The organism is Bradyrhizobium elkanii USDA 76 (assembly GCF_023278185.1).
Classification (GTDB): domain Bacteria; phylum Pseudomonadota; class Alphaproteobacteria; order Rhizobiales; family Xanthobacteraceae; genus Bradyrhizobium; species Bradyrhizobium elkanii.
Window position 1 is genome coordinate 213971 of the sequence record NZ_CP066357.1, and the last position, 14315, is coordinate 228285.

The 14315-nt window shown below is 58.4% G+C and carries 13 protein-coding genes and 1 pseudogene; 8 read left to right on the forward strand and 6 right to left on the reverse strand.

Annotated features, from left to right (window positions below; genetic code table 11):
• Nucleotides 1-109: 109 nt before the first annotated feature.
• Nucleotides 110-364 (reverse strand): ribbon-helix-helix protein, CopG family, encoded by a 255-nt coding sequence (locus JEY66_RS44075; RefSeq protein WP_223153759.1) that lies wholly within the window; start codon nucleotides 362-364, stop codon nucleotides 110-112.
• On the opposite strand from JEY66_RS44075, the gene JEY66_RS44080 reads away from it, so the two are divergent.
• On the forward strand, nucleotides 250-1203 hold the full coding sequence (locus JEY66_RS44080; RefSeq protein WP_248887632.1) for a reverse transcriptase domain-containing protein: 954 nt from the start codon (nucleotides 250-252) through the stop codon (nucleotides 1201-1203). The two genes, JEY66_RS44075 and JEY66_RS44080, sit on opposite strands and share 115 nt — an antisense overlap.
• Before the next feature lie 7 nt (nucleotides 1204-1210).
• On the opposite strand, the gene tnpC is transcribed toward JEY66_RS44080, so the two are convergent.
• The 3 genes from tnpC to JEY66_RS44095 are packed head-to-tail and all read right to left on the reverse strand — an operon-like array spanning nucleotide 1211 to nucleotide 3173.
• Nucleotides 1211-2368 carry an IS66 family transposase gene (gene tnpC / locus JEY66_RS44085; RefSeq protein ID WP_224518145.1) on the reverse strand — a complete coding sequence of 386 codons (1158 nt, stop codon included), beginning with the start codon at nucleotides 2366-2368 and terminating at the stop codon, nucleotides 1211-1213.
• A gap of 53 nt (nucleotides 2369-2421) precedes the next feature.
• Nucleotides 2422-2778: an IS66 family insertion sequence element accessory protein TnpB gene (gene tnpB / locus JEY66_RS44090; RefSeq protein ID WP_011090953.1), complete on the reverse strand. Its 357-nt coding sequence runs from the start codon at nucleotides 2776-2778 to the stop codon at nucleotides 2422-2424.
• Nucleotides 2775-3173 carry a transposase gene (locus tag JEY66_RS44095; RefSeq protein ID WP_026192391.1) on the reverse strand — a complete coding sequence of 133 codons (399 nt, stop codon included), beginning with the start codon at nucleotides 3171-3173 and terminating at the stop codon, nucleotides 2775-2777. The genes tnpB and JEY66_RS44095 overlap by 4 nt, the downstream gene beginning before the upstream one ends.
• Before the next feature lie 352 nt (nucleotides 3174-3525).
• Between JEY66_RS44095 and JEY66_RS44100 the strand changes: the two genes are divergently transcribed.
• The 6 genes from JEY66_RS44100 to JEY66_RS44125 all read left to right on the forward strand — a co-directional run bounded on the left by JEY66_RS44100 (nucleotide 3526) and on the right by JEY66_RS44125 (nucleotide 10437).
• Nucleotides 3526-4467 (forward strand): IS630 family transposase, encoded by a 942-nt coding sequence (locus tag JEY66_RS44100; RefSeq protein ID WP_026193401.1) that lies wholly within the window; start codon nucleotides 3526-3528, stop codon nucleotides 4465-4467.
• Between the two features lie 241 nt (nucleotides 4468-4708).
• The gene (locus JEY66_RS44105; protein ID WP_018273782.1) at nucleotides 4709-5146 is read left to right on the forward strand and encodes a tyrosine-type recombinase/integrase; all 438 of its coding nucleotides are present in this window, start codon (nucleotides 4709-4711) and stop codon (nucleotides 5144-5146) included.
• Between the two features lie 337 nt (nucleotides 5147-5483).
• The gene (locus JEY66_RS44110; RefSeq protein WP_157183495.1) at nucleotides 5484-8336 is read left to right on the forward strand and encodes a TrlF family AAA-like ATPase; all 2853 of its coding nucleotides are present in this window, start codon (nucleotides 5484-5486) and stop codon (nucleotides 8334-8336) included.
• 54 nt (nucleotides 8337-8390) lie between these two features.
• Entirely contained in the window at nucleotides 8391-8762 is a 372-nt protein-coding gene (locus JEY66_RS44115) for a type II toxin-antitoxin system RelE/ParE family toxin (RefSeq protein ID WP_018273780.1), read from the forward strand.
• The gene (locus JEY66_RS44120) at nucleotides 8759-9103 is read left to right on the forward strand and encodes a helix-turn-helix domain-containing protein (protein ID WP_018273779.1); all 345 of its coding nucleotides are present in this window, start codon (nucleotides 8759-8761) and stop codon (nucleotides 9101-9103) included. Before JEY66_RS44115 ends, JEY66_RS44120 begins: the two co-directional genes overlap by 4 nt.
• A 20-nt stretch (nucleotides 9104-9123) precedes the next feature.
• Entirely contained in the window at nucleotides 9124-10437 is a 1314-nt protein-coding gene (locus JEY66_RS44125) for a DUF2130 domain-containing protein (protein WP_018273778.1), read from the forward strand.
• A gap of 133 nt (nucleotides 10438-10570) precedes the next feature.
• Here the strand turns inward: JEY66_RS44125 and JEY66_RS44130 are convergent, their stop codons facing one another.
• Nucleotides 10571-11680 carry an IS630 family transposase gene (locus JEY66_RS44130; RefSeq protein WP_051110235.1) on the reverse strand — a complete coding sequence of 370 codons (1110 nt, stop codon included), beginning with the start codon at nucleotides 11678-11680 and terminating at the stop codon, nucleotides 10571-10573.
• 533 nt (nucleotides 11681-12213) lie between these two features.
• Between JEY66_RS44130 and JEY66_RS44135 the strand changes: the two genes are divergently transcribed.
• Nucleotides 12214-13116: a hypothetical protein gene (locus JEY66_RS44135; protein WP_018273774.1), complete on the forward strand. Its 903-nt coding sequence runs from the start codon at nucleotides 12214-12216 to the stop codon at nucleotides 13114-13116.
• Nucleotides 13117-13751: 635 nt separating this feature from the next.
• Here the strand turns inward: JEY66_RS44135 and JEY66_RS44140 are convergent.
• Nucleotides 13752-14282: pseudogene (locus JEY66_RS44140) on the reverse strand (IS6 family transposase); the annotation flags it as partial.
• Nucleotides 14283-14315: the final 33 nt, after the last annotated feature.

Consider the following 14315-nt stretch of genomic DNA (forward strand, 5'->3'; position numbering starts at 1 on the left):
CGCGAAGCGCACCTGATCTGGAACGAGAATTTCGTAAACCTGTTCAAGTTTGACGGCGACGAGGCGATCGAACGCAAATTCGAGTCGAACGTCGCGTTTTTTTCGCCGCTCAGCCATCTTCGCGGACAGACGCGAGATAAGCGGCCACCGCTCGGCGCATCACCTCGCTTGCCGAAAGCCTGGAAGCCGTCGCATGCGTCTGGAGTTTTTGGGCAAGATCGGCCGGCATCTTCAGGGAGAGCGTCACTGATGGCTGCGGCGCGGGAAGGAGCCGCTCCCTGCTTTTGGCCACTTCGAGATAGCGATAGGCCTGCCGCAGCGACAAGCCGCTTTCGCGCGACAGCACCAAGGCCGCCTCCGCCATGCCGATTTTCTTCGCGAGCAAGCGTCGCGCCGCCCTCAGCCGCTCGGCTTTCTGCGCTTGCGTCGATCGAATCATATGACATAACGGTATTACCTTTTGCGTCTCAAATCAACAACGGCTCTATCACGCCAGCCGACGATGACGCGTTCAAAGCGGAAGTTATCTTTTGCGTTCAGGGAGCCATCTCGCCACTGCTTGCAAACATCTACCTGCACTACGTGCTGGATGAATGGTTCGAGCAGGTGGCGCGACCGCGGCTCAAAGGTCGATGCCAACTGGCCCGATACGCTGATGACGCGGTGATTGCCTTCGAGGACCACCTGTCCGGCAAGCGATTGCTGAACGTGCTGGATAAGCGGCTCGGTCGGTATGGGCTTCAACTCCATCCGACCAAGACCCGCTTCGTAGACTTCCGGTTCAAGCGCCCGGGTGGGCGTCACCCCGCGACGGCGGGGACCACATTCAACTTCCTTGGCTTCACCCATGTGTGGGGTCAATCGAGGAAGGGTAAGAATGTCGTCCGACAGATAACGGCGAAAGACCGTTACGCCCGCGCGCTGGCTTCCGTGACGGAATGGTGTCGGCTTAACCTGCATCGCCCGTTCCGGGCGCAGCACGCGCACCTGTCGCGGGTGATCCGGGGGCACTGCGCCTACTACGGCATCTCCGGCAACGGCCGACGGATCAGATGGTATCACCACCAGATCACGCGGATATGGAAGAAATGGCTCGCGCGGCGTGGCCGCCACAGCAATCTGCCGTGGTCGCGCTTCCGGGCCATGCTCGCGCGACACCCGCTGCCGACAGCCAAGATCGTCCACCAATATGCCGTCCCGTGAGCGAAGCTTACGCGTGAAGAACCGGATGCGGGTAATCCGCTCGTCCGGGTCTGTGAGGGGCGGGGATGGCAACATCCCCGCCTACTCGGCATGCGGCCAGCCGCAGCGGCACGCCGCCTTTGCGCTTGGGCCGTGCGAGCCGATGATAGCCCTGGTATCCGTCGACCTGAAGGATGCCGTCGAAGCCCTCGAGGATGCGCTCAGCATGGTCACCACCGCGTCCTGGCGCGTAGTGGTAGACCACGATTGGTGGATCAGCGCCGCCGTGGCCGCGATCGTCGCGCAGGACAGCCCACAGATAGCCGGTCTTCGTTCGGCCCCGGCCCGGATCGAGCACAGGCGCCCTGGTCTCGTCTATGAACAAGCGGCCCGATTGCTTCATCACGACGCTCATGCGCTCGACCAGCGGCGCGAGGTGGAAGGCGACCGTTCCCATCCAGTCTGCCAGAACGGCGCGATCGATGAAGATGCCATGCCGAGCCAGAACCTGCGACTGACGATAGAGTGGCATGTGCTCGCTGAACTTGGCGACCGCCACCTGCGCCAGCAGCGCCTCGGTGGGGATGCCACCCTCCACGAGATGGGCGGGCGCCGGCGCCTGAGCAACACCGGTGCAGCCCTTTGCGCAGGCGTAGCGCGGTCGCACCGTCTCGATCACACGATACTGGGCGGCCATGACATCGAGACGGCGGGAGCGATCCTCGCCGATCTGGACCATCCGGCCGCAGCCGCAGGGACACTCGAGGTTCTCGGGTTCGATCACCTGCTCGATGCGCGGCAGGTGCGCGGGAAAGGCACGGGCAGCGCGCCTGGTCCGGCGGCTGGACGGCGCCGTGCCGGCGCGGCGCGCACGATCGTCCTGGCGTTCCTGGACTTCGGCGATGGCAATCTCGATGTCCTCGAGAACCAGTTGCATCTGATCGGGATTGAACTTCTCCGAGCGTTTACCGAAACGTGCGCGCTCGTACTCCTTCACGAGCAGTTCGAGGCGTTCGACGCTCTCTTTGGACGCAGCCAGTTCACTCTCGACATGAAGGCGCGCCGAGCATTCATCGTCTGCGCGACGACGCTCGGCTTCAATCATCGCTTCCTGCGCGCGGAAGAGCGCGCGCAAATCGGCGGGCAGCGCTGCAAGACGGGCGGGATCAATGGGGGACGGCGGCACATCCGCAAGCTATCATCCCAAAGCCCCGCGCGAAACAGGTTGTCGGGTCTGAGTCAGTTCGCCGCAGCTGGCGTCGCGACAATCCGTTCGCCCACTCGCTTCCAGTTCAGCCCTTCAAACAGCGCTTCGAACTGCACGCGCGTCAGATGCATGACGCCGTCGCTGATCTGCGGCCACTCGAAACGACCATCGCGGCCAAGGCGCTTGTAGACCAAAACGAGGCCCGTGCCGTCCCATAGCAAAATCTTCAGCCGGTCGGCGCGCTTCGAACGAAAAACCACGATCAGGCCCGAATGCGGATCGAGCCCAAGCGTGTTTTGCACAAGACCGGCCAGCGCGTCGTGCCCGCACCGGAAGTCAACAGGACGCACAGCAAGCACAATCCGCAGTCCCTGCGCCGGAATGATCATGCGCCGCGCTCGATCGCAGTCACGATCTCCGCGATCCGCACCGCCGACACGTCCGCATCCAGGCGGACCGAAACCTTGCCAATCGTAATCTCGACGGGCCCCTCGCTCTTGCCTGACGCCACTGGATCGCTCAGCTCGATCGACACGAAATCCGCCGCGTCGTCCGTGACCAATGCGAGCCGGCCAGCACGCGCCAATCTGCGCCACGTCGTCAACTGCTGGGCCTTCACACCATAACGCCGTGCGACATCACATACCCGGGCGTCGGGCTTCATGCTCTCGAAAACAGCGCGCCCCTTGATCTCCGCAGACCATAACCGGCCTCCAGAACGCGTCCGGCGCGTAAGCTTCCCCACAAAGCCATCAGCTTCGGCTTCCTCCCCCGATTGTTCCATCGCCTTCAGTCTCCTCTCGGCTCTCTGACAAGCCAAGGATCGCAGAGCGAAAGCCGAAGCGAAACCAGTCAATCAAATGGGAGAAAAGCTCCGCTTACCCGCCATTGCGCAACCAAAACGTCGCCGCGTCAGCTCCGCAGTCTGCCGATAGCAACCCGCGATCTCAAACTATCCCCATAGCCGCACCACCGTGCATATTCTCCCGCGCCTTCGTTCAATCCGGCTTCAATGAGGTCGCGTTATAAGCGCTTGCCGCGCCCTCGCGTGAGCGCGACCTCACAGAACCCTCAAGATTCCCAGCGGGGCCGATTTCTGATTCAAACTCTATGCTGGAGGACGGAGGCCAGCATGGATGACGCGACCCTATTCGGAAGATCTTCGTGAACGGGCTCTGGCGCGGGCTGATGCTGGAGAGACGGTTCGTTCGATTGCAGAGGCGCTTGAGATCAGCCCGTCCTGTGTAACGAAGTGGAAGAATCTGAGGCGGGAGACTGGAGGCGTTTCGCCCGGCAAGATTGGTGGTCACAAGAAGCCGGTTCTATCCGGTGCCAATGCCGACTGGCTGCGCGAGCGCGTTCTCTCGGGGCCATTCACCCTGCGGAAGCTGACACAGGAGCTGGCGGCCCGCGGGATCAAGACAGATGTGCGGGCCGTGTGGACGTTTGTGCATGCCGAAGGGCTGAGTTTCAAAAAAAAGATCCTGCCGGCCGAACAAGATCGCTCCGATATCGCCCGTAAACGGACGCGCTGGAAGGCCCATCAAAGCAAGATTGACGCTTCACGCCTGATCTTTATCGACGAGACCTGGATCAAGACCAACATGGCGCCACTGCGCGGCTGGGGTCCGAGTGGACAGCGGCTCCAAGCATCCGCGCCTTTCGGTCATTGGAAGACCATGACTTTCATCGCAGCGCTGCGGCACGACCAGATCAGCGCACCTTGGGTCATCGACGGCCCCATCAATGGCGAACTCTTCACCCTCTATGTCGAGAAGGTGCTGGCGCCAACGCTGGCAAAAGGAGAGGTCGTCATCCTCGACAATCTCGGCAGTCACAAGGGCAAGTCCGCCCGTAATGCCATCCGCGCCACCGGAGCGCATCTGCTCTTCCTGCCGCCCTACAGTCCCGACCTCAATCCGATCGAACAGGTCTTCGCCAAGCTCAAACATCTGATGCGAGCTGCAGAGCCGCGTTATGTCGAGGCAACCTGGCGCAAGGTCGGTGAACTGCTCGACCTCTTTTCCGCGCAGGAGTGCGCCAGCTATCTCAAAAATTCAGGCGATGTTTCCGTATAAAAACAGCATGCTCTAGATATGATCTCTGCAGCTATCGGAAGCCGTAAGGCCATCAAAGACTCTGTCAGGCTCATAACCTGAAGGTCATAGGATCCTATCCCGGCAACCAAATTTATAAATGAAATCAAATGGTTGGTCGAAGGGCCAACCCTTTCGTTTTTGGAAAAGTGCCTAGCACAACGCTAGCACAAAGTTCGACTGGTTCCCTTTTTCGCGCTATCCTGAGTTGAGGAGGTGTGAAATGTCCCGCCACGAACTGCTCGGAGGAATGGTTCAGGTCTACAGGCGCAGTGGCCGTACTTGGCACTGCTCCGCGTCCATAGACGGCCGCCAATATCGCGCTACCACGGGCGAGGACGACCTCGTTCTCGCCAAGCAAGCTGCTGAAGACTGGTTCCTGGCGCTACGCGGCAAGTCCAAGGCGGGCATTTTGAAGAACGAGAAAACCTTCAAGCAGGCGGCCGACCAGTTCTTGAAGGAGTATGAGATCATTACTGAAGGGCAGCGAAGCCCCAAGTGGATCTCAGGCTATCGTGATCGCCTCCGACTTCACCTGTTGCCGTTTTTTGGCGACATGGCCCTTTCCGAGATTACGCCGGGCAGAGCGCAGGAATACCGCGTGCATCGGATCGAAACCTCGCGGACGGGCAAGGCGCCTGCACGCAGCACAAGCCATTGAGTGCCACGGGGGGAAACCCCAGGAGCAGAACTGTTCAAAGTCGGGGGGATGTTCACTGGCAATCCCGAACCATGCCCCCTCCTGGGGGAAGGTGTAGAGACTAGACGGGCAGCACATACAGCGGACAAGCGCCAGGGTGAAGGGATAGTCCAGGCCACGGAACGCCAGATGTGCGGCGGCGAAACCGATGTGGTACCAAAATCCGTGGGGCCGCAAGGCCTGTGCCAGTTCGAGTCCGACCGCCCGCACCAAATCTTTCAACAGCGACTAAAGGATGTTGGACGCAGGTATTGCCTCTCCTCGCAACCTAGAAGAGTATGAAGATGGGGGGAGCGACGTGACTTTTTCAATCGGAATGCATCCAGGAACTACGTGGCACAAGTGCGATTTCCAGTGCCATACGCCCAGAGACCTCGCTTGGTCTGGTTCGCCTGAATTGCCGGGCGGAGACGCAGCAGCGGAAAACGCACGCAACGCCTGGGCGGAGTCGTTTATCGCGGCGGCTGAAGCGGCAAAGCTCACCGCGGTCGCCATATCCGACCATCACGACGTGTGCATGTCGGCGTACGTCAGTGAGGCAGCAAAGCGCCTCGGTTCGACGGTCCGAATATTCCCCGCCGTTGAGATCACATGCTCCGACAATGCGCAGTGCATAGCGATCTTCGACCCGTCTACGGGCATTGAGACCCAGAAACTCGCCCTAAGTGCTGCTGGCAATGTTCTGATGTCGTCAGAGGCAGCGCCAAAGACCTGCACCATTCAGCCCACGAAAGCCACGGTTGCGGAATTTGTGGCAGCGATCCAAGACGAGCAGTATCTCAAGGATTCTTGCATCGTCCTCCCTCACTTCAGCACTGAGGATGATCACAAGAGTCTCAACGAACCAGGCCATCATCCTCGTTTTGCCAGCTTACCGATCGACGGTGTTTACATTGAACGCCCCTACAGCGGCCTGGACGCAACGACGCTGGATAAGGTTCGCGGCAAGATCAGCGACTGGGGCAAGAGGCGACGGGCGATTGTCGCAACCGGTGACAATCGGTCGGCCGATTGGCAGAGACTCGGAAAGCACGACTGCTGGATCAAGTTGGGCGAGCATTCCATCGAAGCCCTGCGGCAGGCCCTCCTTGCCGACGAAGCGAGAATAGCCTTTGAACTGCCGGTAACACCGACCGAATACCTCGTCGAGTTACGCGTGATGAGCAGCCTTACCGGACCCACGCCGGTCACGATCCTTTTCAATGACGGGTTCAATGCCCTAATCGGTGGCCGTGGCTCCGGCAAGAGCGCTTTTCTTGAGTACCTTCGCTTCGGATTGGGACGCACGGACAAAGATCTCAATACCGTCGCCGATCCCGCGAACGATCGTGAAGTGAATTTGATAAAGCAAACTCTATCTGGAAGTGGTTACGTGGAGGTCGTACTCGAACGCGAAGGAGTGCGCGAAACCTGGAAGCGGGCCACCTCTAATCAGGAAGCTATTTCCATAACGAGCCCGCAAGGCACCATTGAGGTGACGACCAGTACCGCGAGAGAACGTTTCCGCGCGCGGGCATTCCGGCAGAAGGGTCTGTCGAGCACGATGAATGATCCGGTTACCGCCTCAGAGCAAATCACCAGTATCGCTGCCGCCGAAGAACTGGACCAACAGCGCAATATCGAGCGTTCGATCAAGAACGCCCAACGTGATGCCAGAACGGCACTTTCAAATCTGGCTGCGCTTTGGCAGGCTCGAGTGGACTCACAACAAGCCAAGAACAAAGTCGAGGACGTGCGGCAGCGCCTAATGGCCTTATCCGCGCGCATGGAGCAAGAAGGAGTCTCGGCAGAAGCTCTAACCACGATCGAGGAAGCTCCCAAGTATGCAAGAGCTGGAGAGTTTATCGCGGGTGTCGCATTGCAGGCCCAAGAAACCATCACTGGCATTGGAGAACTTGACGCGGCTGTTCTTAATATCGATATCAGCGCTTACGAGGGAGTCGTCGACTTCGAAGAAATCGCTGAGCTGCAAAAGGCGCTAGTCGAAACGAAGGCAACTATTGCGGAGCATCTCGCTAAGGCGAAGTTGGCGGGGACTGCGCTGCTCAATCATCAAAAGACAGCCAGTGAGGCGTTCACCCTAAAGCGCAGCGCCTTTGACGTGAGATACGCGACCGCGCTGGCCGAGCAGAGCAAACACAAAACGCTCATCGACGAGGTCACTCGCCTGACCAGGGAACTGCAAACTGCGGAAACTTCCCTTACCAAGGCAAGAGCAGATGAGACCGGAAAAGCCGGAGCCGAGAAGGCCTACGAGGAGGCCTTGGTCAAACTTGACGCATTGGTCCAGGATCGCCGCAAGATCCTAAAAGCCGCGGCCGACAAGGTCGCCGGCAAGTCTAGCAACCTGCTTAAGGCAAGGATTCGCAAGGACCAGATGCCCGAGGAGTACCTAGCATCTCTCTACAAGCTCTTTGAGGCTTCGCACACTCAGCAGGTCGAGGAAAGCTGCCAAGACTGGATCAAAGCGGTTCTTGCGGAGAATGAGGATTCAGGCTGGGCTACTTTAAGAAAATCATTCTTGGGACTTTATGAAGCAAAGATCATGGCAGGGTCGCCGCCTGATGCCAGTGACGGCCTGCTGTCCACGTTACAATCTGTCATCTTCAAAGGCAGCCGAAATCTCACCGATCGGCAACAAAAGAAGATTTATTCGAATCTAACCGACGCGGTCGTTGCAGGAGTTATTTCAGCAACGCCAAAAGACACGATCAACATGTCGTACATTGACGAGGGCCGAGCCATCGACTTCAGGATGGCATCGCCCGGACAGCAGGCGTCGGCTTTGTTGGAGCTCTTGCTGAAGCAAGCCGCAGGTACGTTGATAATCGACCAGCCCGAGGATGACCTAGACAATCGCGTCATCATGCGGATCGTCGAACTTCTGCGCAGATCCAAGGCAAACCGGCAGCTTATTTTCACGACACACAATGCCAACATCGTCGTCAACGGCGACGCCGACAAAATTGTTACGCTCAAATCGCCCGAGCCGACCTCGAATCCCAGTGTCAATGCACCGAGGGTACAGATTGACTGTGACGGCGCGATTGAGACGCCCTCGGTCGGAGCGGCTATCACTTCCGTAATGGAGGGCGGACGCGAAGCCTTCGACCTGCGTAGTCGGAAGTATCGCTTTGATCTCGCGTCTTGAAGCAGGATGTCAGGAGCATTGACAGAAGGCCTATAGGCATATTACTATAAGCTCGTGAATGATCTACTGCGCGCGATCAGGCCCGCCGTTTTTGTGGGCCCAAGCCAAAAGGACCTGCGGGCCTTCCCCGCGGCCGTTCGAAGCGAGATCGGCCAGTCTCTTTTTGAGGTGCAAATCGGTCAGCACCCGCGGAATGCGAAGCCTCTGAAAGGCTTTAGCGGGGTTCTAGAGATTCGCGACAACTTTGACGGCGATACCTACCGGGCCGTCTACACCACGCGGTTCGAGGGCGTCCTATACGTCCTGCACGCGTTTCAAAAAAAATCAACGAGCGGGATAGCTACCCCGCAGAGACATATGGACCTGATACGGCAGCGCCTGCGCGATGCCGAGGCGATCCACAAAGCAACAAAGGGAGACCGATGATGAGCACCAAGAAGAAGCTGCCCGCCCATACCAAGGGATCGGGCAATATTTTCGCTGATCTCGGCTTGCCAAATGCTGAGGAACACCAACTCAAAGCTGCACTGGTGGTGCAGTTAAAGCGGTTGATCACAGAGAGGGAACTGTCCCAGGTCGTTGCCGCCAAGATTGTAGAAATGAAGCAGCCTGACCTATCCAAGCTCCTTCGGGGTCAATTGAAGCTGGTTTCGGTGGAAAAGCTGCTGCGGATGCTCACGGCGTTCGACCAGGATGTGGAAATCACGGTAAAGCCGCATCGTAAGCGCGGCGAGGCTGGCCGGATTACCTTCATTCCGGCAACGTAGCGACAAAGTAAGGGGGGCTCATGAACTTGAAAGCAACTGCGGCCGGTGCTGCGCATGAGCCCACCCTCAACTGCCCCAACTGCAACCATGAGATCAAACTGACGGAATCGCTAGCCGCGCCTCTGATCGAGGAAACGCGCCGTCGCTTTCAAGAGCAGCTTGCCAGCAAGGACGCTGAGGTCGCGCGCAAGACGGAAGCTCTCCGGCAGGAGCGCGAGCAGGTCGAGAAAGCGCGGGAGCAGGTCGAGGACCAAGTGAAGCAGCGGCTCGCCGCCGAGCGCAGCCAGATTGTTGCCGCCGAGGCCGAGAAGGCGCGGCAGGTCGTCGCCGCCGAGGTTCAGTTGAAGAGCGTTGAGCTCGATGAAATGCGCAAGACTCTGGAGGCCAACAACACCAAGCTGGCGGAGGCGCAGCAGGCCCAAGCCGAGCTGATGCGCAAGGAACGCGCGCTCGACGAAGCGAAGCGTGAGCTGGACCTGACAGTTGAAAAGCGGGTTCAGGCTTCGGTGGACGACATCCGCTCGAAAGCCAAGCAGGAAGCGGATGAGGCAGCCAGGCTCCGCGTCTCGGAGAAGGATCAGACCATCGAGTCCATGGCCCGAACCATCGAGGAGCTGAAGCGCAAGGCGGAGCAGGGATCACAGCAGTCACAGGGTGAAGTTCTCGAGCTTGAACTTGAAGAGCTTTTGCGTGGACGTTTCCCGACCGATCTCATCGAGCCGGTCGGCAAGGGTGAGCTGGGCGCGGATGTTGTCCAGCAGGTCAACGGTTCGGTGGGGCAGCCGGCCGGCATCATCCTTTGGGAATCCAAGCGTACCAAGGCCTGGAGCGACGGATGGCTTGCCAAGCTTCGCGACGACCAACGACGCTGCGGTGCCGACGTGGCACTCATTATCTCTCAGGCTCTTCCAAAGCACATTGAGCAGTTTGACCTGCTCGACGGCGTTTGGGTTGCCCATCCGCGGTGTGCCCTGCCCGTTGCCGTTGCGCTCCGACAGACGCTGATTGAGGTGAACAGCTCCCGGATGGTTCAACAAGGCCAACAGACCAAGATGGAGCAGGTCTATCACTACCTGACCGGCAACAAGTTCCGGCAGCGGGTTGAAGCCGTGGTCGAGAAGTTCAACGACATGCGTGAGGATCTGGACAAGGAGCGCAAGTTCATGGCGCGCCAGTGGTCGAAACGAGACACGCAAATCGTTTCTGTGATTGAATCGACGGTTGGTATGGTGGGTGACTTGCAGGCCATTGCCGGGAAGGCGATGCCGGAAATCCCAAGTCTCGACCAACCACTCCTTGAGATCGACGAAAAGATCGAGCGCAACGCGTCCTAGGTAGCTTTCACCTGCCACGGTCCGGGGTCGGGTCTTCAATTGGCAGGTTGTGAGCTACCGCAATGCCGCGGCGCAACAAGCAGATGGTTCGACTTTAAGTGGTGATATGCTATCTTCTCCTACTCACGTGAATCTAAAGTTCGCCACATAAAGTCTGCTGGGCTTTGTGGCAGAAGCGTTTGACGGAAGCCAAAATCTGGTCTGCGGACTTGGTCCATTTGAAGGGCTTGGGATTTTTGTTGTGCAGGTCGATGAAGGTACGGATGTCAGCCTCGAGCTGCCTGACGGAGGTGTGAACACCTCGCTGGATCTGCTTTCGGGTGAGCTCAGCGAACCAGCGTTCGACCTGATTGATCCATGACGCGGAAGTCGGCGTGAAGTGGACATGATAATGCGGCCGACGGGCGAGCCACGCTTTGATCCTGGGTGTCTTGTGGGTGGCGTAGTTGTCCATGACGATATGGACATCGAGGCCTTCAGGAACTTGAGCATCGATCTCTTTTAAAAACTTCAAGAACTCGACTGCCCGGTGGCGCTTGTAGCATTTGCCGATGACGAACCCCGAGGCGACATCGAGCGCGGCAAACAGCGTGGTCGTACCATGCCGCACATAGCTGTGCGTACGACGCTCCGGTATGCCGGGCATCATCGGCAAGACCGGCTGCTCGCGATCGAGTGCCTGAATCTGGCTTTTCTCATCGATACTGAGGACAAGGGCTCGGTTCGGCGGGGACAGGTAAAGGCCGACGATGTCGCGTACCTTGTCGACGAACAGCGGATCGCTCGACAACTTGAATGTCTGGCTACGGTGCGGCTGCAAACCGAACGCCGACCACATTCGGCGGATCGTGGTGTGGGAAAAGCCAGTTTCCGCAGCCATCGAGCGGATCGACCAGTGCGTCGCGTCGGCCGGCGTCGTACGCAGTGTCCGCTCGATTACCTCAGCAACCTGATCGTCGTCGATGGTGCGAGGGCGGCCAGGGCGGGCTTCGTCAAGCAGGCCATCACAGCGATCCTTCAAAAATCGACGGCGCCACTTGCCAACGGTGTGTTCATGGATGCCGAGTTCGGCAGCCACAGACTTGCTTGGCAGGCCATCCGCACATCGCAGGATCGCGCGGCATCGCTCAGATAGCGACCGCGCAACACGATGACGACGAACTTGCCTCTCTAGGTACGTGCGCTCCTGCGGACTGAGCACTAACGGCGCGATCGGCCGGCCTCTCACACCTGCATTCCCCACAAGCGCTCTCCTCTACAAAGATTCGAGCTATCAACTAATGTGACGAACTTGCGTTCCAGATGACTACTATTGAGGAGAAAATGAATATGCTTTCCAATGTTGCTTGTGAGGCCCTTAGAACGGGCGTGTGTCTGGAGTTGAACTACAATGGCTCAGCCGCGTGGTCGAGGTCCACTGCGTAGGTATAACGACCAAAGGCAACCCCGGAATGCGGGTTTGGCAGGTAAGGGGTGGAAGTGAAAGCAACGAGCCCGTCGGCTGGAAGATGCTTCTGCTCGACGAAGCCCTCGGAGCGAAGTTGACAACGGAACAATCGCAGGCGCCGCGGCAGGGGTACAAACGCGGCGACAAGGGAATGCAAAGCATAACCTGCGAAATCTAGACGCCGCTTCTACCATTCCAACGATGTGAACCTGCTGGCCGCAAGATCTTTTGGTGGCGCGAGTATGGTGACGCGCACCAATCGCGAATGGAGATCAGCACCCCAGCCCAATTTTAGACTGCCTGCTCCTAGCACGGAAGGAGACGTTCCGGTGGCTGATGAATTCGAGCGCCTCTACGCAGGTAAGCACAGCATCGTGCAGGAGCTGTTTATTAAGACGGCCGATGAGAACTACGTGACCGCTCGATTCTGCTTTGCTCACGAGCTCAACGTTGATTTCTTCTGGAACGCGGTCCATGGCCTGGAGAAGTATCTCAAGGCTGCGTTACTGTTGAGCGGACGCTCCGGTAAGGACTTCACGGTCGCCGGCAAGCGCAGATTATTCAACCACAATATCGCGGAGCTGTTCGCCGAGGTTCGCCCCTTGGCACCCGAACGCATACCGACGAGGCTGGTCCGACCAAACGTTCTCCCCGAACCATACTGGTACGAGGAGCCCACCGAGCATTTTATCACCCGACTGTACAACATGGGTAACGAGCACAACCGTTACCAATTGACCGGCTATGTTTGCCGAAGTGAGGACTTGCTCAAGCTTGACCAGGTCATTTTTGCCATTCGGCGGCTGTGCCAGCCGCTAGAAGTACATTTCCTCGGGCAGAAGCGCGATGGTGTTCCAGACGAATCCATACGGCAGCGCCTGGACAAGGATCATCCCTTGTCATCGAATCTGCATTCGACGTTTGAGAAGATTAGAGACGGTGAGCGCGGTCCTTTTCTGAGAGAAATCGCATTGAACTGGAATCTGCCGTTCGCCCCAGCCGGTTATTCGCATCCGCCGTTTGGATATGGCACCTCGTCCGCAAATCCCGTACTGGTCCGGCGGATTCTGGAGCCTCTCGATTCCGGAGACGCTCAGCAAGCAGCTGACTCAGATGAGCTCTGGCAATGGGCCCAGGACAACATCTTCATCCCGCGGGAATACGTGAAAGCTTACAATGACGAGCGTTTGAGGCGGAAAGCCGCCGCAGTTAGACCAAAGGATAAAGTCTGAGATTTTCCTCGAGTAACCAGGGCATTTCGGTTGTCCGCCGATCGTACCATCTAGCCAGCGAGTGTATACTTTAGGTAGTTTATTAATATTGCGGTTCGGTCTTGGGGCCCTCATGACACGCCTAGTGTACGCATGTAGGTTCGATGTTGCAACCAACGCGGCTTATGCCGACGTCCTCGCCGAATACGGCCAATGGCTTGAACGGCACTACCGAGAGCGCCGCGGATTGCCTGAGTTTACCTACAGCCTCACTGGCGACGAACCGGCGCCAGCTCTTCCAGTAGGTCACATTATTGAACGACAAACGTTTGCTAGGCAAAATGCGGAAGTCACTCGCCTGGTGTGGGCGTACCCGGTCGATGACGATCCGGGTCTTGAATGGCGGAATGAGGTCCGCATTGGTAGGCTGTCCGAACTTTGTGCGGTGGAGCACCTAATCTCCATAAATTCCACGGAATACACGATCCTTCCGCCGCGTATATCGCTCGGGTCTCCAGGCGTAATTCGGCGTCTGTGCACGGGACATTCCGTCACGATCGGGAAAATGAGCATCGAGGCTAAGGCGTACAAATGCGCGACCGAGCAGATGCCTGCATTTTTGGAACTCCTTCAAAGCCCGGTGCGCCTTCTGCCAATTGTTTTTGTTTCTCCTTATGCGAATGGTGACCCCCGTCAATATTGCAGGCCGAATGACAATGTTCGACGTGAAAGCCCATCTTCGCCCTCGCAGCGCCGTACGAACGGAGCTTGTGCGTGATCATCACGCGCGGCGGCGTGCCGGCGGATTTCAAGAGCTTCTTCATGAGCCGCTGGGCAGCGCGCGAGTCTCTTCGGCGCTGGATCAAGACGTCGAGAACGAAGCCATTCTGGTCGACAGCGCGCCAGAGCCAATGTTGTTCGCCCGCGATCGAGATAACGACTTCGTCCAGATGCCATTTGTCACCGCGAGCGGGTGCGCGCTGGCGGATCCGATCGGAGAACGGCTTGCCGAATTTCCGTCCCCACTGGCGCACGGTTTCATAGGTCACGCCAATGCCACGCGCCGCCAGCATTTCCTCGACCATGCGCAAGCTTAAGGGAAACCGGAAATACAACCAAACGGCATAGCTGATCACTTCCGGCGGGAAGCGATGGCGGCGATAAAGAGGGTCCTTGGCAGTCCGCAGGCCGCTCGTCTACCCCCTCCGCCGCTCCAATTC